The organism is Telluria sp. LT2P80 (assembly GCF_059685955.1).
The window spans coordinates 890,115-909,189 of the sequence record NZ_JCASIO010000001.1 but is presented as its reverse complement, the minus strand read 5'-3'; the positions used below and the strand labels follow the sequence as shown (position 1 = coordinate 909,189).

Below are 19,075 nucleotides of genomic sequence, written 5' to 3'. Positions count from 1 at the left end.
CCGGGGCCCTGGCACGGCCCTAGCGCTTCCTGCCTTTCTTCTCGCCGCCGGCGAACAGCTCGATCTTCTTGGTCGGGCCCGACACGATCAACAGGTCGCCCGGCAGGATGCGGGTCTCGCCCAGCGCATGCTGGAAGTCTTCGTTGAGCCGTTTCACGCCCACCACCGTGACGCCAAAGCGCGCGCGCACGTGCGATTCGGCCAGCGTGATGTTGTGCGTCTCGGCCGGCGCATTGATCTTCGCGATCGCAAACCCGTCTTCGAACTCGATGAAATCCATCAGCCGCCCGGTGATCAGGTGGGCCACGCGCGCGCCCATGTCGGCCTCAGGGTAGACCACGTGATGGGCACCGATGCGCTGCGCGATCTGGCCGTGCTCGGGCGTCATCGCCTTGACCCAGATATCCTTGATGCCCAGTTCGGACAGCACCATCAGCGTCATCAGGCTGGCCGCGAGGTCCGAGCCGATGGCGACGATGGCGTGCGAAAAGTCGGCCACGCCCAGCTGCAGCATCACGTTCTCGTTGGTGGAATCGGCCTGCACGGCGTGCGTGAGCCGCTCGCTCCAGAGCTGCACCAGCTCTTCCTTGCGGTCGATGCCCATGACGTCGTGCCCCAGGCGCATCAGCGATTGCGCCACCGCGCCGCCGAAGCGGCCCAGTCCGATGACGACGACGCTGTCGCCCGCCGAAAAAGCGAACTGTTCTGTGAAAATTCTACCCAACAATTGGATGGTCCTCCGGATAACGATAGGGCATGCGCCGCTTGCCCAGAACGAGCGAGGTCGCGAGGGTGATCGTGCCGACCCTGCCGATGAACATGAGTAAGGCAAGCACCAGCTGGCCGGAGGCCGGCAGCTGGGCCGTGATGCCGGTGGAAAGGCCCGCGCTGCCAAAGGCCGCGATGACTTCAAAGATAATCTGATCGGTCGGAAAATGCGAGATCCGCAGCAGCGCCACCGTGCCCAGCGCCACGATCACGCTGCCCAGCACCAGCACGGTCACGGCCTGGCGCTGCGCCGCCATCCCCACCCGGCGGCCGAAGGCCTCGGTATCGGACTGGCCGCGCGCCTCGGCCACGACGAGCAGGACCAGGATCATGACAGTGGCCACCTTGACGCCACCCGCCGTGCCTGCGCTGCCGCCGCCGATGAACATCAGCAGATAGTGCAGCGCCCAGGTCTCGGGCGTCAGCACGCTGTAGTCGACCGTATTGAAACCCGCCGTGCGCGACGCCACCGAGATGAACATGCTGTTCATCAGCTTGTCGGGCGTCGACAGGGCGCCCAGCGTGGCGGCGTTGTTCCACTCGAACAGCAGCACCGTGACGAAGCCGCCCACGAGCAAGAACAACGTGCCGGTGAGGGTGAGCTTGGTGTGCAGCGACCAGTGGCGCGGATCGCGCAAGCGGTGGCGCAGATCGTGCAGCACCGGAAAACCAATCCCGCCGACCACGATGGCGATCATGATCGGCAGCAGCACCAGCGTATCGCTTGCATAACGGGTAAGGCTGTCGGCATGCAGCGAAAAGCCCGCGTTGTTGAACGCCGAGACAGCATGGAAGAGGGCGCTCCACGCCGCGTCGCCCCACGCCAGATCGTACCCGGCGCGCAGCCGCACGAACAGGATGCCGGCGATCACGAGCTGCAGCAGCACCGACACGGTCAGCACGACCCGGGCCACGCTGGCGATGTCGCCCATGCCCAGCGAGCGCGTTTCGGTCTGCGCGATCAGGCGCGTGCGCAGGCGCGACGAGCGATTCACCATCAGGCCCAGCAGCGTGGCCGCCGTCATCATGCCGAAGCCGCCCAGCTGGAACAACACCATGATCGACGCCTGGCCAAAACCCGACCAGTACGTGCCCGTATCGACCACGGCCAGGCCGCCGACGCATACGGCCGATACCGCCGTGAAGAACGCCACCATGAGCGGCGCGCCCTGGCCGCTGGCACTGGCCAGCGGCAGCATCAACAGCAGCGTGCCGGCCAGGATCGCGCCTGCAAACAGCAGGACGACGACCCTGGCCGGATGCAGGATGGTGGTCATGCCGTCCGGGCTGGCCCGGTGTCCGTGGTGCCGTCATCGAAGTCCATGGTGTCCGGATCGGTATCGCCTTCGGCCGGCGCGCCGAACAGCTTGAGCCACACGAAGCCCAGGATGCCCGCCGTCAGCGACGCCGCCAGGATCGCCATCTTCGACGCGTTGATGATCTCGGCCTCACCGACAAAGGCCAGGTTGGTGATGAAGATCGACATCGTGAAGCCGATCCCGCCCAGCAGGCCGGCGCCGATCACGTGGCGCCATGCCAGATCGAGCGGCAGGCGGCACACCCCGAGCATCACGGCGGCAAAGGTGAACAGGAAGATGCCGACCGGCTTGCCGGCGACCAGACCGGCGATGATGCCCATGCTGTTCGACGACATCAGTTCGCCGGCCCAGCCAGCGCCGATCACGATGCCGGTATTGGCCAGCGCGAAGATCGGCAGGATCAGGAACGCGACCGGCGTGTGCAGCACGTGCTCCATCCGGTGGGCGGGCGAAGCAGGATCGTCCTGCGTGTGCGAATACGGGATCGTGAAGGCCAGCAGCACGCCGGCAATCGTCGCGTGCACGCCCGACATCAGCATCAGGAACCACATCACCGCGCCGCCCAGCAGGTAAGGCCACAGCGCCAGCACCCGCAGGCGGCGATTCATCAGGAACAAGGCGACGAACATGCCCAGCGCGCCGACCAGGTAGCCGACCTTGAGCTCTGCCGTATAGAACACGGCGATGACGATGATGGCGGCCAGGTCATCCATGACGGCCAGCGCCGTCAGGAAAATCTTGAGCGACGCCGGCACCCGGCTGCCCAGCAGGGCCAGCACGCCCAGCGCGAACGCGATGTCGGTGGCCATCGGAATCCCCATGCCCGGCTGGGTGTGGGTGCCGCCATTGAGCGTGAAGTGAATCAGCGCTGGCACCGCCACGCCGCCTGCCGCGGCAATGATCGGCAGCAGCGCATTGCGCAGGTCGGACAGCTCGCCGTTGTTCAGTTCGCGCTGCAGTTCCAGGCCGATCAACAGGAAGAAGATGGCCATCAGCGCATCGTTGATCCACAGTTCGACGCTCAGGCCGGCCAGGTTGATCTGCCAGAATGCCAGGTACGGCGCACCCCACGGTGAATTGGCGACCATCAGCGACAGGATGGTGCACAGGATCAGGATCGTGCCGCCCGCCTTGCCGGACGCGGCGAATTCTTTGAACGTGTTCGATAGACGCTTTTCAATGCGCATGGTGAATCTCCAAAAGTGCTTGGGCGTCATCTGGCAACCCCCGTGTGGAATGAGGCGGCACAGCTGCTGCCGGGGCGCTCGTGAAAGTAGGGTATGACGTAAGGTGTGACGAGATGTACGGCAAGACCCGGCCATGGCGGCCGATCGGGTCGTGGACAGCGGATGTTGGCCCGTAAGCCTGGTAGAAGTGCAGGTGCATGGTGGTCGCGTAGTGGCCCGCGTGGCGGCCCGACCAGCGCAAATCCTGTCATGCCTGGCGGCATGAACACCCTGGTCGGATTATAACGTAATTATTTGACATGCCGCCCACGCTACGGCGCGGGCTGCGCGTCATGGCGCACGCTCGGGCGGCTCGCCCGGACTCGCCGGGTGAACCGGGCGCGGCGGCAACTGGATCGTCGCCAGCGCGCTATACAGCGGCGGCGTGAGCACGCGCGAGACCGTACTGGCAACGACCGCGCAGGCCATCAGGCTGAGCACCATGCTGTGGCCATCGACCATTTCCATGACGATGATGAAGGCCGTCAGCGGCGCCTGCGTGGCGGCCGCCAGAAAACCCACCATGCCCAGCGCGATCAGCGCCGCGCCATGCGGGTAACCGGTGAGCGAAGCGATGTTCTGACCCATGGCCGCGCCGATGGACAGTGACGGCGCGAAGATACCGGCCGGCACGCCCGACCAGGCGGTGAGCCAGGTCGCGACGAACTTGAAGAGCGCAAATGCCGCCGGCACGTTGGCTTCGTTTTCCAGCAGGCTGCGCGTGGCTTCGTTGCCGCTGCCATAGGTTGCCCCGCCGCTGAGTACGCCGATGACCGCGATCAGGAAGCCGCAGCCCAGTGCGAAGCGCACCGGATAGCGGGCGCGCCAGCGCGTCGGCAGGTCGGGCGAGACGCCCCGCAGGCTGGCGATCAGCACGCGCGCAAACAGACCGCCGGCAAAACCGCACACGACGGCGGCCAGCAAGCCCGGCCACAGCAGCGACAACCCGATCGGCCCCGGATGGATGACGCCGAAATGCGGGCCATTGCCATGGACGGACACCGCGATCAGACCAGCCAGCACGATCGCCGCGACGATCAGGCCGCTGTTGCGCTGCTCGGGTGCGCGCGACAATTCTTCGATCGCGAACATGATCCCCGCCAGCGGCGTGTTGAACGCGGCCGCAATCCCCGCCGCGCCGCCGGCCACCAGCAGCGAATGGGCGCTGATGCCGCTGCCGCGCGGCAGCCAGCGGCGCGCGGCGAGCATCACGCCGGCGGCGATCTGGACCGACGGGCCTTCACGACCGAGCGACAGGCCGCCCAGCAGGCCAGCCGAGGTCAGGCCGATCTTCGCAAAACTGATTTTCAGCGATACGAGCAGGGGCCGCCGACCGCCGGAAATAGCCGGGTCGAGCGCCGCCATCACTTGCGGAATACCGGAACCGCCCGCGCCGCGCACGAAACGCCGGGTGACCCAGACGATGGCGGCGCACAGGAGCGGCGTCCAGATGAGGGGCACCCACCAGGCGAAGTCGGCGATCTTGTTGAACTGGGCGAATGCCGACTCGGCCAGCCAGGTAAACGCCACGACCACGAGGCCGGCGATGGAGGCCGTGCCGACGACGACGATGCGGGTGCGCCAGAGATTGGCAGAAATGAGTTCGCGTTTGAAGGCGGATCGTACGTCGTGCGGAGAGGGGTCGTGGGACATGGTGGGCTCGAGGGAACGAGGCCGTATTATATAGATTTGTGCGAATGTATTTGCACCCACACTGTTGTAATGACACAAATATGGAAGGAATTCTGCACGCATCGCCAGCCAGGCCGTTACGAACAGTTACAGACCATACAGGCCAGTATGACCTGCCGGGGTGGTGACGGTTCTATACTCGGGACCATGATCAACGATTCCATTGCGCGCAACCGCCTGGGCCTCGGTGCGCGACCGGACGACCAGCCCGTTGCCGATCCACTGCGCTGGTTGCTGGCACAGCTCGATGCTTACGAGCCGTTGCCGGTTCCATGGCGTTCCATCGAGCGCACGTCAAAGCGCGCCGCGCAGTGGACCGAGCAGCAAGCCGCCATCCGCAACGCACCCGAGGCGCAGCGTGCGAGCGTCCGTGCAGACTACCAGCGCGCGGGCAGGGCAGCCTATCTGGCCGGCGTGGAAGCACGCACGAACAGTGCCTTGCAGAGCAGCACGCCGTTCGTCGAACGCCTGGTCCACTTTTGGGCCAACCATTTTGCGATCTCGGTCGACAAAGTACCGGTGCTTGGCTTCGCCGCCAGCTTCGAGGCCGACGCCATCCGGCCCCATGTACTGGGGCGGTTCGAGGATTTGCTGCTCGCCACGGCGCGCCATCCCGCCATGCTGCTGTATCTCGACCAGTCCGCCTCGACGGGGCCGGACAGCGTTGCCGCGCGCCGGGCCAGCGCGAAAGCGCCGGACCGCCCGACCCGTGGCCTGAATGAGAACCTGGCGCGCGAAATTCTCGAACTGCACACGCTGGGCGTGCGCAGCGGCTACACCCAGGCCGACGTGCTGGAATTCGCCCGCGCGCTGACCGGCTGGACGCTGCCTGGCCAGCAGTCGCTTGAGGACGCCGAGCAAACCTTCCGGTTCCAGGCAAACCAGCACGAGCCCGGCGTGCGGACGGTGCTTGGCCGCAGCTATGCCGACGATGGGCAGCAGCAGGCAACGGCCATCCTGCGCGATCTGGCCAGAGCGCCTGCCACAGCCAGCCACATCGCTACCAAGCTCGCGCGCCACTTCATCACCGACGATCCACCGCCGGCATTGGTCAAGCGGCTGGCGGAGCGGTTCCTGCATACCGGCGGCGACTTGCCGGCGCTGTACCGGGAACTGGTGAGCGCAGCAGGTGATATGCCGCCAGTGGCCGCCAAGTTCAAGTCGCCCTGGGACTGGACGCTGTCCGGTCTGCGCGCCATGGGCGTGCAGACCGTGCCGGCGGCGCGCATCCAGTTTCTGATGGCCCGGCTTGGCCAGCCCGTCTGGCGGCCTGGCTCGCCGGCCGGCTATGGTGACGTGACTGCCACCTGGGCGGCGCCCGATGCGCTGCTGCGCCGGGTGGAAATCGCGCAGCGCCTGGCCACGGAGTTTGGCAACAAGATCGACGCGCGTGCATTGGCGCCGCGTGTCCTGCCAGGTACCTTGAGCGGCGCGACCGCCACCGCGATTGCACAGGCGGAAAGCCCGGCCAATGCGCTTGCGTTGCTATTGGCATCGCCTGAATTCCTGAGAAGGTAAAACATGCTCAACCGACGAGGTTTCATTTCCAGCGCAGCCGCATTGCTTGCCGCGCCCCGGATCGCATTCGCAGGCGCCGACACCGAGCGCCGCTTCGTGTTTATCATCCAGCGTGGCGCCGCCGATGGCCTGCATACGGTGATTCCTTACGCCGACCCCGCGTATGCCAGGTTGCGCGGCGCGCTTGCCATCGATCCCGCCGAAGCATTGAAGCTGGACGGCACGTTTGCGCTGCACCCATCGCTGACCGGCATTGCCGATCTGTACAAAGCAGGGCAGGCCAGCCTGTTTCATGCTGTGGCGTCACCGTACCGCGATCGCTCGCACTTCGACGCGCAAAATGTCCTCGAGACGGGCGGCAAGGCGCCATTCGACATCAAGGATGGCTGGATGAACCGGCTGGCCGGCATGCTGCCACGGCGCAGCAATCAGGCCATCGCGTTTGCGCCCACACTGCCGCTGGCGCTGCGCGGCGCGATCGATGTCGCGTCGTACGCGCCATCCGGCCTGCCGCACGCCAACGACGATCTGCTGCTGCGCGTGCAGAAGCTGTACGAAGGCGATGCCCAGCTGAGCGGACTCTGGTCAACGGCGCTCAAGGCGCAGGGCATGGCCGGCGCAGCTACCGGCGGCAAGGGCCAGCAGTCGCCGGCTGAACTGGGCAAGGTCGCTGCTGGCTTTCTGGCGCGCGCAGATGGCCCCCGGATTGCCATGATCGAAACGGACGGATGGGATACGCACAGTACGCAAAAAGGGCGCATGGCCACGCAGCTGACCAACCTCGATAACTTGATCAGCGGACTGCAGCAGGGGCTTGGCGATGCGTGGCGGCAGACGACGATTCTCGTTGCCACCGAGTTTGGGCGCACCGTCGCGGCAAATGGCACGGGCGGGACCGACCATGGGACTGCATCGGCTGCCATGCTGATTGGCGGCGCGGTGAAAGGCGGGAAGATCGTCGCAGACTGGCCGGGACTTGCTCCCGCTGACCTGCTCGACAATCGTGACTTGCGACCGACCCTCGGCCTTGACACGCTGGTAGCGCAAGCCTGCGCCGATGCGTTTTTGCTTGATCCGCAACGCACTGCGCAGGTGTTGTTCCCTGACTCGCGGCCGGACAAGGCGTCATCGCGTCTATTGCGCGGTTGAGCCAGGTAGCGGCCGTGTATCGACACATGGCCGCCACTGCTTCAGCTCAGGGACGCAGCCGGCGCTTTTCACGTTTCCCATGCTCCAGGTAGTGCTGCTCTGGATCGACGCCAGCTGCTGCCACGTCCGGATTGGCCAGCAGGTATAGCTGGGGATCAAATGCTGGCGCCGCATGCCACTTTGTTTGTCCCGGCGTTGTCGCTTCAATAAAGCTCTCGGGAATCTCATAACCGGCGACACGATTGGGGACAGGTTCACCCGTGACGATGTTGGTGAGCGTACGGAACGCGATGCTGCCATAAAAGGGGTCGGACATCATCGGCGTGTAATACGCACAGTCGTCGAAAAAGTAATGGGTAACCTGTGACCAGCGGGTGCGGCTCGGATCGAGTTGCTTCGTGCCGCCGTGCATCAGATTGGCCGCCCAGATCAGCGCTTGTCCCTTCTTCGCATGGAAATAATCTGGCTGCGCATCATGTGCTTCTACCAGGTCGCGCCACATCGACTCGTAAATGGCCTGTGACTTGGTACCTTCCAGCTCCGCAATACACTTGCCGATATGTTCGTTCGTATAGATCGGCCAGCGATGGCTGCCGGGGAAGTACATCAGTGGGCCATTGGACGCATCGATATCTTCCATGGCGACCCACACACCACACATGAAGCGTTCAGGGCTGGAGCTGAAGTGAATCGAGTCGGTGTGAAAGTGCTGCTGGGTACCGACCGGGAAGTTTAGCGTCTGGAATGGCCAGGCCTGGCGGCCATACAGTTGTGACAGCAGGGCCAGCACCTTCTCGTTGCACGCAATGCGCTTGACGTTGTCGTCGAATTCCCATGCGTCCTGGACGCGCAGGCTGATGCCGGCTTTGTGGCCGTGGTCACGCCAGCCCTCGAAATCGTAGTGGGGGTGAAGATTTTGCTTGATCGACTCGGCCATCGAGTGGAAATCCGGATCGGGGAAGTCTAGTACTGCGTAGCCTTTGGTTGCTAGCTCAAAGGCTATGCGACGGATTTCTGGGGCGATGGATTCGTCGAAAATGCGCGCGAATAAAGGATGTTCAACATTGGGAACACCGGGCAGCGAGTTTTTAAAGGTCGTCATAAATCCCTAGTTTTATAAGATTGACATGATAATCCAATAAATATTGTCGGCCTATAGGTTTATGAAGCTAGCGCTAAAGTTTCGTCTTGATTTGAAAGGCTAGTAATTAACTGCATACATAAATCAGCGCAACAGTGGACGATGCTGTAGTGGCGATCGAGCATGCCAACAGTTACCATAACAGTTTTCTGCGAGCATATTTTTATCCGTCCTTAAAGCCCAAAGCCTCTTGTGAGAGACCCGACAGTGCTAATGCGATCCATCTCATGCTATTTGGGTAAATTGGGAAGTTCCATAACTGCACTAGAAAAGCAACGCCAGTACGAAGATTCCGGATGGTACGCCTGGTCAGACTAATAGCCACAATCCGATGAATTAGAGCAGGAAAACCGCTGGCGCTCTCGTCGATTCTTCCAGCAGGCTACAAGTAGGCTGCGTTTCCGCAGCAGTACGGTGGGTCACCAGAGATAAAAAAACTCCGATAACCGATAGCAGAAGTCGGCTATTAGTGCAAAGCGCACTGAAACGCTTCAACGACTGGTAGATCGCGTTAGACGCCAGCCCAAGCTGGCTATGACGGGCATTACCGCGGAGCGGATCTGGGCTTACGCATTCACTAGCGAGCAACAGACCGCCAGGGGGGCCTCGGCCAAGTCGATCTTCGAAGCGAATTTTTTAAGACACCAGATGAGGGGACGGCTGCGTCATAGGGCACAGGGCCAAGGACGCCATTAAGTGCGGCAGATTGCGCGGCCAGCGGATGTTCATTCCTGTACGCGGGAACCTGATCATAGATTCCATTGCACGAAGCCCCTTAAAAATCGATCCGTTTAAAGTCCTTGGTACAAAGCTAAGGCGAGAGGAATTACACGACGGTTGCCTGCCGAAAATTAAAGTCCAACTACTCGACACATTCAGGATAAAAAATTGCAGCACTTAGTCGACGCCAGTCTGAATTATCTTCGTACTTCAGTGCGGGAATTTCTGAGATTTCAGTTTCGATCTCTAATCGAATGGTTTCTTTCGATTTAAGAGAACTTGGTATAAGAAAATAAAGACTAATATAGCCAATATCGGCAGTGTCACGTTTGTACATTGGGAAATCAATATCTTCAGATTTTAGGATCAATTTTGAAAAAATATTTTCATCAATATAGTGAGCAAATGTAATTTTTATAAAATTGCTATTTTCTGATAACTTAACATCCAGCCATGCATAACGATTAAAAAACCGAAATGGTTTCGATGTTACTGGGTCGATTTCTGCATTAAACCATGTTCCACAATTTGTTGGTATCGGGAAAAGAATATCATGACCGAACCGACTTCCTAGCAAATCAATAATTTCTTCAAAAGATTTGGATGCATACCAAAACTCATGGCCTGACGGGCCACTTATAAGGCCAGCATTGATCATGGGCTTGACTACCTCCTCAAGCAATCGAATTTTGTAAGCATTCTCCAATTCTGCGCAAATTTCGGCCGCTTGTCGTAAATAATTTCCTTCAACCGACATTCTGTGAATCCTGTTTTCTCAGATGATCACCAAGGCGCTCGGCTAAAGCAACAGCCGTTAGTGTAGGGCCTTCTCCCCCAGCACGCGGAATTAAACTTGTCCCAGCAATATAAACGTTGCTAGTTCCAATCAGCTTAGCGGTAGCATCGCATACAGCGTTAACTCCTGAGCCCATATTCAGCGTACCGGCAAAGTGATGCCCACCATAGCCTCCTCTATAATGACATTGCTGGCATATAATTTTTAATCCGCGTTCCTCCAACTTGAGAATGATTTGCTTTCTAGCTTCATCATATTGCGGGATAAAATCCATATATGCTGAGTCTTCTAAGCGAGGAGATCCATCTTCTCGAAGAGCGACGTATATTTCCTCGGTCGCAGGTATTTCAAACTCAAAGTAAAAAGAAATAATTCTACGAGATGACGAGGACAACTCAGATATATCCGAATGCAACCGAAAAATGCTAAATGCCGATTCGCCCAGATCGTCAACTGGTGACTCGTGTGTTAGCACAAAGCAAGATACCTCAATTCCAGAATATTCTCCGGCCAATTCGTCAATGTACACATGACCAAAAGCTGCGGTACTATTGTAAGGTAGGTCATACGAGCCAACACATTGAACTTCGAAATGAGCATGATCTTGAACATACTTACCAATTGACTGTGCTCTAACATCTGATGGCAATTCGGATCTAAGTAAAATTGCGGGTGATTCAATGCCGTTGGCAGCAATAATGCAGCGTTCGAATTCAATTTCAAAAACTTCTCGGCCATTATAAAAAACAGCCGAGGTAGCTCTGTTATTTTCAAACTGCAAATGAAGGCATTGAGATCCAGGGAGAATTTCCATATGTGGAAATATATTATCTGGACGAGCTTTTGCATCCTCATAACAAGTTTCGCAATTGCTGCGACCACGGCAGACTCCTTGGCCAAATTTTCCAAGACGACCTGTATTGATCGCAATAGGACTTAGTCCCACTCCATCGAAATATGGACGCAGCGCGTAGCGCCACTGCTTAAACCCTTCCGTCGTATTGGATAGTAGTGAACCAGCGTATGCAGGATCGCCTGTCAGGTTTAAACGCAATTCCGCCAACTCATACCATGGCAGCATCTCTCGGAAAGAAAGCGGCCATGCGATAGCTGCATCGGTCCTTTCAAAAGTAGTGGGGGGGAAACGGCGAATATTACCACCCCATGCATTTGAGGCGCCCCCAACTATCATGGGATAGTACGATACACAAATATCTGACAGGGGCGAAAACTCATTCCATGGCAGGGCGCTGCGAAAAACCGCGCCTCCCGCCTCTCCCGACTGGCGCCGCTTGATCACTATAGAGTGATCCAAGCGTTCGCCTCGATCTACGATTAAAACCGATTCGCCTAAGTACGAAGCGACTGTGCGTCCCGCAAAGCCTGAACCTATCACTAAGTTCTTAACGAACATTTCTATTCCTCGACGATGAACTTATCGTTTAGAGCCCCGGGTAATTTGACGACCACATTAATCGCATCGGTTAAAGCATGGAAGTCTGTAATTTCCCCCGGCAGGAGGACGATTATATCTCCCTCGCTCCATTGCTTCCCACACATTTCCACCACTCCAGAAACTATCACAGTGATTTCGGTGGCTACTTTATGAAAATGTGGCGCTTCGTAATCGCCTGCTTTGTAATGCTTAACGGCAACTTCACATGTATCGGTTTTAAATGCTGTAGGATCGAAACCGCCAACAAACCAACCCTTAACCATATTCTCTAATTTAAATTCTTTCATGCATACCTCGCGTGATCAAGAGTCGCTTCGTAATGAATAAGTTGCTTCTCAGTCTTAAGTTGATGATATTGCTTTGCATCGATCTCAAAAATTCCTAGTTTTGCATGTTCAAGAACAAGCTGATTAAATGTGGGGCATATGAAAAAATGTCCTCCCACTTGAGCATCTTTACGAATCATACTTTGCGCGGCACGAACAAAATCACGTCCTTTTGCGAACCAGTAGAGCCCCGCCGTAGCATGGCGGCTAATTGGGTTCTTCTCAGCAGCTTCCACTATGTAGCCGCTTTCGTCAGTTCGTACGTAAGAATATCGTGGATGAACTGAGGGAAACGTGATTGTACCACCGTCTAAACCACGATTTCTGAATTCCTGAAGAACATCACCGTAGTTCACATCGATTAACGAGTCACCATTAACAATCAGCAATTCTTCATCAGTGTTAATGTAACCGGCAGCAAGAAGTGCTGTGCACGCAGCTCCAAGAATTTTCTCCGAAACAGTTATTGTTTTAGCGTTTGGCGAGAGCAATTTGACGACATTTTCGAGATGATGACGTCTCACGTCTTCTGAGCGAAGTGCAAATATGATATCGGAGATTTCAAGGTTAGAGCATGCATCCAGAATTTTTTCGATTAATGGCACTCCCTCGATTTCAGTCAAGCACAAAGGGTAGCCTTCGCTAAAATCGGGATTTGGTTTTCCTGCAGCCAAGATAAGAATATTCATTTTAACTTTAATTTTAAATCGATTTAATTTTACTGAGGATATTATTTATATTTACATCACTTACTTCTGTCACTGGAAGAACATGGGCACCTGAGGCACGCGCTGCTCTTATACCATTTTCATTGTCTTCAACAATCAAACATTCATCCGGGCTGAAGCCGAAGTGGTTGATTGCTTTTATATAAATTTCGGGATTTGGCTTGGCGGCGCTGACATCTTCATTTGATAAAGTCAGATCAAGGTACTGCGCCAACTTTGCTTTCTCCATCATAACGTCGACAGTCTGCCGAATCGAGTTTGAAGCAACTGCGAGTTTAAGCCCCATCCCTTTAAGACGTGAAAGGGCGAATTCGTGAACGAAATCCGGTTTGCATTTAGATTGCACAATCTCCATCGTGTAGTCTTGCTTCATTTCATTAATAAACTTGTGCAGTTCCTTTGGTAAAGACGACTCAAGAGATAACATTTCAAGCTTTTTGGACGTGGGTAGTCCATCATATGTTGTCAAGTGCTGATACCTATTAATCTCAAAACCGAAAAGTAACAGTGCCTTATTCAAAGCTTCGTAATGCCAATCTTTGGCTTCGATCAGAACACCGTCCATGTCAAATATAACTGCTTTAATCATCAACTTCTCCAAAATATTGTTTTGCATCTAACGGTAAATCTGTACATAACATCAAGTTTTTATGATGTTTTAAACTTAAAAGATTGTTCCAAAGACGAGAATTATCTCTTCCATGCAATTCAGAAGAAACAACACAGATTTGTTTCCCCGATATCAATAACCCCGACAATGTCCCATCGAGGTACCATTCATCTTCGAATGAGTCAAGCCATATTCCTTGGGTTCGATCTAACCATGGCACGTTGCGCTCAAATTCGCTCATTCTCATGAAAACTGGATTCGCAGCGGCAAGTTGGTGTCGGGTATCAGGAATAGACATGTCAAAAACAAACCAGTTAGTTAGATGCCTCTCATTCATCGCAGCTCTTAATTTTTGTGCCAATCCGTCTGCTTTTATATTAATCGCCAGTGGTAGATTTGATTGACCGTAGATATCGAGAAAAATTTCTAGAGGCATGGATGATTGAGTTGCAGGGTCATGAGATATGACTAGTCTGCCGTCAAGATCTCGTACGTCTGTCTCTGTTCCAAACCCAAGTTCGAAAGACCTTCTAAATGCCAGTTCAGTATTCTTTTCATTCGACGTGATCCAAAACCCACGATGACTCAGGATTTGCATGCCTATCCCCTCAGAATTTTTTAGACAATGGCAATTGAAGAAACTTATCTAGATCTCCAGGAATGCCGAGGCCGTACATGCCAGCATGCTCGCTACCAATGTTTTCATGACCAATGCGCTTACCCTTCATGATGAGCTGATTGTAAACTGGCGCAACATAAAACTCTCCATTAACGCGCTCATTTGATTCAATCATTGATTCGGCTGCTTTAACAAAATCCGAGCCACGAGTAAAATTATAAATCCCTACTGTGGCTTCATCTGATATAACCTCTTTTTCAACCACCCGCGAGATAAAGCCATCATCAGAAAAATCAACAAAAGACCATTTCGGGTCATCTGCCGTCATAGTCATAATGAGCCCATCGAGATTTTGCTTTGAAATTTTTTCTAAATAGGTATTGATGTCGTAGTCAACATATTGATCACTATTAGCAATCATCAATTGGTTATCGTTGTCGATGAACGGCTTTGCTTGCAAAACAGTACAAGCAGCCCCCTCTGTGATTCCATTGATTTCAACTATCACCGAGTCTGGCGCCCATTCTTTCAGCCGATCATTAAGCGAGTATTTCTTTACGTGCTCAGCCTGACAAATGAAAATAAATCTATGTTGCCTTAAAGGTCTCAAGTTATTGATAATCCCTTTTATCATTGGAGTTTGGTGCACTTGAATAAGAGGTTTTGGATCTTTATAACCTGCACTTGCAAACCGACTGCCGGCGCCTGCCATTGGGATAACAATATTTAGCATTTTTTCTACCTTAAATTTTGGTTGAGTTAATGTAGTTAGAAGTATTATGAGAGTCTTTTATGTTTTTTTGGCAGATGTTCCATGCCAAGTCGTAAGCAAGCCAAGATTCACAGAAAAATATTTGGTGAAAATTTTTGCTTTTTAATTTTCTATCCGCATAAGGTATAGCTGGACCTATAGAATCGTATGTGTCAATGGATAAAACCTGAACCCACTGATCCAATTTCTCAGGCAATTTTGCAATTATTTTATCGCTTGGCATGACCTTGAGTGAAAAACCGATCTCTTTTACTTTTATAGGTAAAGTAAATTCTGCAATACGATTTTCCCCGATCCCATGCGCTAAATAGTGATGAAAACCTGTGCGAAAGGTTTGCAATGAAATCGCCTGCAAAATATCCGGGTTTGATTCTAAATAAAGTTCCTCTGAGAAAATAAAATTCTTTTCTTTAACTACTTTTTCAATGTATTTTATCAGTTCATTTTTTCTCGACAATGAGCCGGCATCTTTTTTTTCACCGATAAATATTTGATATGCAGATTTGCTGATTACTCTAAAATCTTCTGTCCACGGCGCCTTATCAAGTTCTGGAATGAGAAAGGGAGCAAGCGGAAACTCTGTCGGCTTTCCTAAGAAAAAAAATATTGACATTAGAAACTCCAATTAAAATTCTTAATTACTTTAAACCAATATCTTGGCGACTCTTTATGGCCAAATATTTTGTTTAGGTATTCATAATTATTTATGCAGGAGTTGAATAAATCAGCATCAGATACCTCGCTCCTTTCCAACTCGCCACTCAATTCAGCGAACTTCAGCATTCCCGGAATTTTTATAAATCCCAACCATCGTGTGAATCCATAGTTTGTAGAGATCCGCTCCCAGAGATCGAAACCAGTATTAAAATGCTCAGCGTGGCAGCGCATGTCTCCCAGGTTTGTACGTTCTAATGTGGCTGAAATAAGCCCTTCGACGCTCTTGATTAATTCCTCATCGAACGTTTTTATTCCTTGTGTGGAGAATCGTATTGCGTCGATAGTCAATCCAACAATATCTTCGATATCTTTTTTAAAATATGCTGCTTCAAATGAAACAACTAAACGTTTATCTAGGCTTCTTTGGTCAATAAAGCGCTCAAAATTGGACAAGAGTTTTTCGGCTGTAATAAGCTGCGCAAGGTCAGGTTTGCTTGTTCCTGCGGAAATTGCTTCTAACCACGGTGGTATCACTGGACTCATTACTCCATCGTCGTCCTGATAATGATGTGGCGGCAGCACCATTGATCTCACAGCAAGCGTCATTTGATAATAATCGCTATTGAACACGTGTGGAATTCCCAATCGCTCACATCGGGTTCCCCACTCAACGTCTTCAAAATCTTCCCAGAATAATCTCTCATTTAACGGAATTTGATCATGTATTGACTTAGTCGTTAAATAAAAGCTACCTGTGGCGTATTTTTGGTAGCTATCATTTTTATGATTTGTGTAATAAAGGAACGATGCACTTCTAGCCATCATCAAAGAACTGTCTAACGAAAAGTCACTTATCTCGCCGGGAACTAACTCCGACATATAAGAGAACTTGGGCAGAGCATCTCTCTGATTCAATACGTTAAAATCACTATATCGCCCTATTAAGTTAAAGTCTGTGCTTAAAGAAAACATACCGCCAATACCGATTACCGGAATTGGAAGCGAATTAGAAAAAATCTCGGTGAAATTCACAGGCAGTAGTACCCGATCGTGTAAAACTGCAACCGTCGAATAGCGCGCCAGCTGCACCGCGACATTCTTCTTTCTGGTAATCCAGACTGGCGGAAATGGAATATCCTCCCCGACAATTCGGACTTGATCAAGGTATGGAAAAGTTTCCGCAACCTTTCCGCATAGCAAAATTTCTTTGTTTATATCTAATTCTAAAATTCTTTTAACACATTTTCTAAGTTCTGGCGTATCGCCACTAGTAGGGATACAGAATGAGATTCCGTCGAATTTTTTATGCTGATATTCGTTAATAACTTTGAGCGTTGTCCGATCAAGCTTTTTTATCTTCTCAAAATAATAGCCAGTAGCTGCGAAGTAAGAGTCGATGAATTCGCTAGAATTCCTGATCATCGCTCCATTCTTAGCTACATGGTAGACCAGCCACAACGTTTCAGCTAAGTAACGCCTGTCGACGTCCAGGTCGAATCGATGACATTTCTGTAAAATTGAGATTTCTTCATCCTCAATATGCCATACTTTTTTTATATCGAGAGGCGTCGCTGTGACAGTGCAGACAGTTTTTCCATTAATAATGCTAATCTTTAACTCGTAACTTTGCGCATGCCCCAATTTTATATAGATATTTTTGTTGTGAATCATCGTATTGGGTGCCGGGAGCGTTTTTTTTGCCATGAGTTCTTCAAATATTTCCGTTAAGTGGACTTTGTACTGGTTACCAATTGAACTAAGACAGTGGTTTTTTTTGATAGTCCTAGCAGCGTTCTTTCCAATTTTTTCTCTTAGACTTTTTGATTTTGCAAGGCTGTTTATATACCGTGCGGCTGCTAAGACATCAGGATTCGCCCAAGTTTGATTTTCGTTTTCTGTGTAATGACCTTCTTGGACTGGTTCTAAATCGAATCCTACTAGCATCGAATTCTCCGAGTCAGTGAATTCCATATTGCCTGAGAACGCTGTTGTAATCACAGGTTTACCGAGCAACATCGCTTCTGCGATGCAGCGTCCAAACCCTTCTGAACGATGGAGCGAAATGAAGACGTCGCATACATTGTAAAGCGAAATAAGATCCCCTTTGCTTAGAGTATCTTCGATAAGATAAACTCTAGGATCCTCGCTCGCTAATTTTTTTAGCATGCTCCATTCTTCGTTATTTTCTTTTGGTTTGTGTGCTTTGATTACAAGCGCGACCGCTGGATTTTCACCATGTAAATTGTGCGGAAATGCGAGTTCAAATGCTTCAATGCAAGCCCTAGGATTTTTTCGGTGCGCTGAAGAGTTTAAGTCAAATACGAATAGAAATAGTGTGGTTGCATCTGGCAGGCCGAATTTTTTACGACTAATATTATTCGATTTAGGCAACTCGACGGCCATCGGCATTAGTTGCAGCTTTGGTTTTATGCCTGTGGAAGTAAGTAATGAGTTTCGTGTGAAATTGGTCGAACTCCATACTTCATCGGCTAATGCAAATAGATGGGTCCAAGCATCTGGCCAGTTCGGCAATTCCCATGGCCAATATGCGATGTTATAGCAGCCTTCAAACAATCCGATTCCCTTAACTGCAAAGCATCGAGCGTGCTCTTGTGCCGGCAAGCAGAAAAGATTAACGTTGTAAGCAACATTATTGTCAACCAGAGCGTCGCAACTAAAATCTCCCTGAGATACATGAATTCCTGGATCAAAATCGACGATGCGTACATCAACTGCTGCTTGTTTTAAGGCGCGTGCAGCCATACGGCAGTCTTCGCCGATCCCAAGTTCGCCACGTGCGTGGCCAATCACGTTCACTCCAAATTCTCTGTTCATTAAATCAAGTGGTCGCTTCGCCGTACTTTTTTTTACGGGTAGAGTAATCTGATCTTCGAACCAATTTATATACTTTGCTTTATCTCGTGGAAAACTAAATTCGGACTGCAAATCTGTCCGAGTGAGATAAATTATTGCTTGCAACGTATTGATATCCAGAGATTTGTATGGCCTGTTTAGATATTCTCGTTGCCATGCCGGTTGCTCCAAAAAATTCATCCCCATTTCGTTGGTACCGTTTTGAAAATACCATGCTGCAAATCTTGCTCTGCCTTTTTCTACGTCTAGGTCGACATTAAGATCGGTACGGACTCGATGAACACAAAGCATTAACTTGCTGATGCTTAGAGCGGGGTCAGTTTCGATAAAGTCGATATGGTTATATGCCGGGCTATTTAGTTCTTCCCAAAGTTTATCTGCATCTTTTAATATCGCGTACTCTTCTCGGCCATCAAAAATGCACCAACACAAGAAATCGAATCGGCTTTCCATAGTATCTAGCGGGAAGATTTTTTGAAGATCATTTGGGCGTATTTGCCAAATTAGGATCATCGCGCCAATCAGCGGAACTGGCAGTCCAGTTGAGAAATGAATGAGCGGCTCGAAGTAGCCTTTCCATCGACTAGTAATGTGACTGCTGCTGTATCCAGCTATTACGCTATTTAACTCTTCGATCGGTGAGAGGATATTTTTGCTATTCATACTCGTAATGGATTTATACTCACAGTATGCTTCAGTGTAAG

At 52.4% G+C, this 19,075-nt stretch carries 16 protein-coding genes; 2 read left to right on the top strand and 14 right to left on the bottom strand.

All coding sequences use genetic code 11. The features are described 5' to 3' along the window. Positions 1–19: 19 nt before the first annotated feature. The 4 genes from AC56LW_RS04020 to AC56LW_RS04005 form a co-directional block, all read right to left on the bottom strand. On the bottom strand, positions 20–724 hold the full coding sequence (locus tag AC56LW_RS04020) for a potassium channel family protein (protein WP_482899832.1): 705 nt from the start codon (positions 722–724) through the stop codon (positions 20–22). After that, positions 717–2,045, bottom strand: a complete 1,329-nt coding sequence (locus tag AC56LW_RS04015) for a TrkH family potassium uptake protein (RefSeq protein WP_499631883.1) — start codon at positions 2,043–2,045, stop codon at positions 717–719. Before AC56LW_RS04015 ends, AC56LW_RS04020 begins: the two co-directional genes overlap by 8 nt. After that, positions 2,042–3,274 (bottom strand): Na+/H+ antiporter NhaA, encoded by a 1,233-nt coding sequence (gene nhaA, locus AC56LW_RS04010; RefSeq protein ID WP_499631880.1) that lies wholly within the window; start codon positions 3,272–3,274, stop codon positions 2,042–2,044. Before nhaA ends, AC56LW_RS04015 begins: the two co-directional genes overlap by 4 nt. 330 nt (positions 3,275–3,604) lie before the next feature. Beyond that, the gene (locus AC56LW_RS04005) at positions 3,605–4,966 is read right to left on the bottom strand and encodes a chloride channel protein (RefSeq protein WP_499631877.1); all 1,362 of its coding nucleotides are present in this window, start codon (positions 4,964–4,966) and stop codon (positions 3,605–3,607) included. A gap of 186 nt (positions 4,967–5,152) precedes the next feature. Between AC56LW_RS04005 and AC56LW_RS04000 the strand changes: the two genes are divergently transcribed. Together AC56LW_RS04000 and AC56LW_RS03995 are read left to right on the top strand one after the other, a co-directional pair. Next, positions 5,153–6,523: a DUF1800 domain-containing protein gene (locus AC56LW_RS04000; RefSeq protein ID WP_499631875.1), complete on the top strand. Its 1,371-nt coding sequence runs from the start codon at positions 5,153–5,155 to the stop codon at positions 6,521–6,523. Positions 6,524–6,526: 3 nt separating this feature from the next. Continuing rightward, positions 6,527–7,672 carry a DUF1501 domain-containing protein gene (locus tag AC56LW_RS03995; protein WP_499631872.1) on the top strand — a complete coding sequence of 382 codons (1,146 nt, stop codon included), beginning with the start codon at positions 6,527–6,529 and terminating at the stop codon, positions 7,670–7,672. Positions 7,673–7,718: 46 nt separating this feature from the next. Here AC56LW_RS03995 and AC56LW_RS03990 read toward each other — a convergent pair whose 3' ends face one another. The 10 genes from AC56LW_RS03990 to AC56LW_RS03945 form a co-directional block, all read right to left on the bottom strand. Then, on the bottom strand, positions 7,719–8,774 hold the full coding sequence (locus AC56LW_RS03990; protein ID WP_499631869.1) for a phytanoyl-CoA dioxygenase family protein: 1,056 nt from the start codon (positions 8,772–8,774) through the stop codon (positions 7,719–7,721). Positions 8,775–9,675: 901 nt separating this feature from the next. After that, positions 9,676–10,290, bottom strand: a complete 615-nt coding sequence (locus AC56LW_RS03985) for a hypothetical protein (RefSeq protein ID WP_499631866.1) — start codon at positions 10,288–10,290, stop codon at positions 9,676–9,678. Beyond that, positions 10,280–11,743, bottom strand: a complete 1,464-nt coding sequence (locus tag AC56LW_RS03980) for a GMC oxidoreductase (RefSeq protein ID WP_499631863.1) — start codon at positions 11,741–11,743, stop codon at positions 10,280–10,282. The genes AC56LW_RS03985 and AC56LW_RS03980 overlap by 11 nt, the downstream gene beginning before the upstream one ends. Before the next feature lie 2 nt (positions 11,744–11,745). Continuing rightward, positions 11,746–12,072: a hypothetical protein gene (locus tag AC56LW_RS03975; protein WP_499631861.1), complete on the bottom strand. Its 327-nt coding sequence runs from the start codon at positions 12,070–12,072 to the stop codon at positions 11,746–11,748. After that, positions 12,069–12,800: a glycosyltransferase family 2 protein gene (locus tag AC56LW_RS03970; RefSeq protein ID WP_499631859.1), complete on the bottom strand. Its 732-nt coding sequence runs from the start codon at positions 12,798–12,800 to the stop codon at positions 12,069–12,071. Before AC56LW_RS03970 ends, AC56LW_RS03975 begins: the two co-directional genes overlap by 4 nt. A gap of 13 nt (positions 12,801–12,813) precedes the next feature. Beyond that, positions 12,814–13,428 (bottom strand): HAD family hydrolase, encoded by a 615-nt coding sequence (locus tag AC56LW_RS03965; protein ID WP_499631856.1) that lies wholly within the window; start codon positions 13,426–13,428, stop codon positions 12,814–12,816. Further along, positions 13,421–14,047 (bottom strand): PI-PLC domain-containing protein, encoded by a 627-nt coding sequence (locus AC56LW_RS03960; RefSeq protein WP_499631854.1) that lies wholly within the window; start codon positions 14,045–14,047, stop codon positions 13,421–13,423. The genes AC56LW_RS03965 and AC56LW_RS03960 overlap by 8 nt, the downstream gene beginning before the upstream one ends. A gap of 10 nt (positions 14,048–14,057) precedes the next feature. After that, complete coding sequence (locus AC56LW_RS03955) at positions 14,058–14,801, bottom strand: glycosyltransferase family 2 protein (RefSeq protein ID WP_499631851.1); 744 nt, start codon at positions 14,799–14,801, stop codon at positions 14,058–14,060. Positions 14,802–14,811: 10 nt separating this feature from the next. Then, positions 14,812–15,453: a hypothetical protein gene (locus tag AC56LW_RS03950; RefSeq protein ID WP_499631849.1), complete on the bottom strand. Its 642-nt coding sequence runs from the start codon at positions 15,451–15,453 to the stop codon at positions 14,812–14,814. Further along, positions 15,453–19,034: a glycosyltransferase family 4 protein gene (locus AC56LW_RS03945; RefSeq protein WP_499631846.1), complete on the bottom strand. Its 3,582-nt coding sequence runs from the start codon at positions 19,032–19,034 to the stop codon at positions 15,453–15,455. The genes AC56LW_RS03950 and AC56LW_RS03945 overlap by 1 nt, the downstream gene beginning before the upstream one ends. Between the last annotated feature and the right edge of the window lie 41 nt (positions 19,035–19,075).

What these genes read in the sequence shown, in the direction of transcription:
- AC56LW_RS04015 (WP_499631883.1), bottom strand. Translation starts at nt 2,045, where the DNA reads ATGACCACCATCCTGCATCCGGCCAGGGTCGTCGTCCTGCTGTTTGCA.
- nhaA (WP_499631880.1), bottom strand. Translation starts at nt 3,274, where the DNA reads ATGCGCATTGAAAAGCGTCTATCGAACACGTTCAAAGAATTCGCCGCG.
- AC56LW_RS04005 (WP_499631877.1), bottom strand. Translation starts at nt 4,966, where the DNA reads ATGTCCCACGACCCCTCTCCGCACGACGTACGATCCGCCTTCAAACGC.
- AC56LW_RS04000 (WP_499631875.1), top strand. Translation starts at nt 5,153, where the DNA reads ATGATCAACGATTCCATTGCGCGCAACCGCCTGGGCCTCGGTGCGCGA.
- AC56LW_RS03995 (WP_499631872.1), top strand. Translation starts at nt 6,527, where the DNA reads ATGCTCAACCGACGAGGTTTCATTTCCAGCGCAGCCGCATTGCTTGCC.
- AC56LW_RS03990 (WP_499631869.1), bottom strand. Translation starts at nt 8,774, where the DNA reads ATGACGACCTTTAAAAACTCGCTGCCCGGTGTTCCCAATGTTGAACAT.
- AC56LW_RS03985 (WP_499631866.1), bottom strand. Translation starts at nt 10,290, where the DNA reads ATGTCGGTTGAAGGAAATTATTTACGACAAGCGGCCGAAATTTGCGCA.
- AC56LW_RS03980 (WP_499631863.1), bottom strand. Translation starts at nt 11,743, where the DNA reads ATGTTCGTTAAGAACTTAGTGATAGGTTCAGGCTTTGCGGGACGCACA.
- AC56LW_RS03975 (WP_499631861.1), bottom strand. Translation starts at nt 12,072, where the DNA reads ATGAAAGAATTTAAATTAGAGAATATGGTTAAGGGTTGGTTTGTTGGC.
- AC56LW_RS03970 (WP_499631859.1), bottom strand. Translation starts at nt 12,800, where the DNA reads ATGAATATTCTTATCTTGGCTGCAGGAAAACCAAATCCCGATTTTAGC.
- AC56LW_RS03965 (WP_499631856.1), bottom strand. Translation starts at nt 13,428, where the DNA reads ATGATTAAAGCAGTTATATTTGACATGGACGGTGTTCTGATCGAAGCC.
- AC56LW_RS03960 (WP_499631854.1), bottom strand. Translation starts at nt 14,047, where the DNA reads ATGCAAATCCTGAGTCATCGTGGGTTTTGGATCACGTCGAATGAAAAG.
- AC56LW_RS03955 (WP_499631851.1), bottom strand. Translation starts at nt 14,801, where the DNA reads ATGCTAAATATTGTTATCCCAATGGCAGGCGCCGGCAGTCGGTTTGCA.
- AC56LW_RS03950 (WP_499631849.1), bottom strand. Translation starts at nt 15,453, where the DNA reads ATGTCAATATTTTTTTTCTTAGGAAAGCCGACAGAGTTTCCGCTTGCT.
- AC56LW_RS03945 (WP_499631846.1), bottom strand. Translation starts at nt 19,034, where the DNA reads ATGAATAGCAAAAATATCCTCTCACCGATCGAAGAGTTAAATAGCGTA.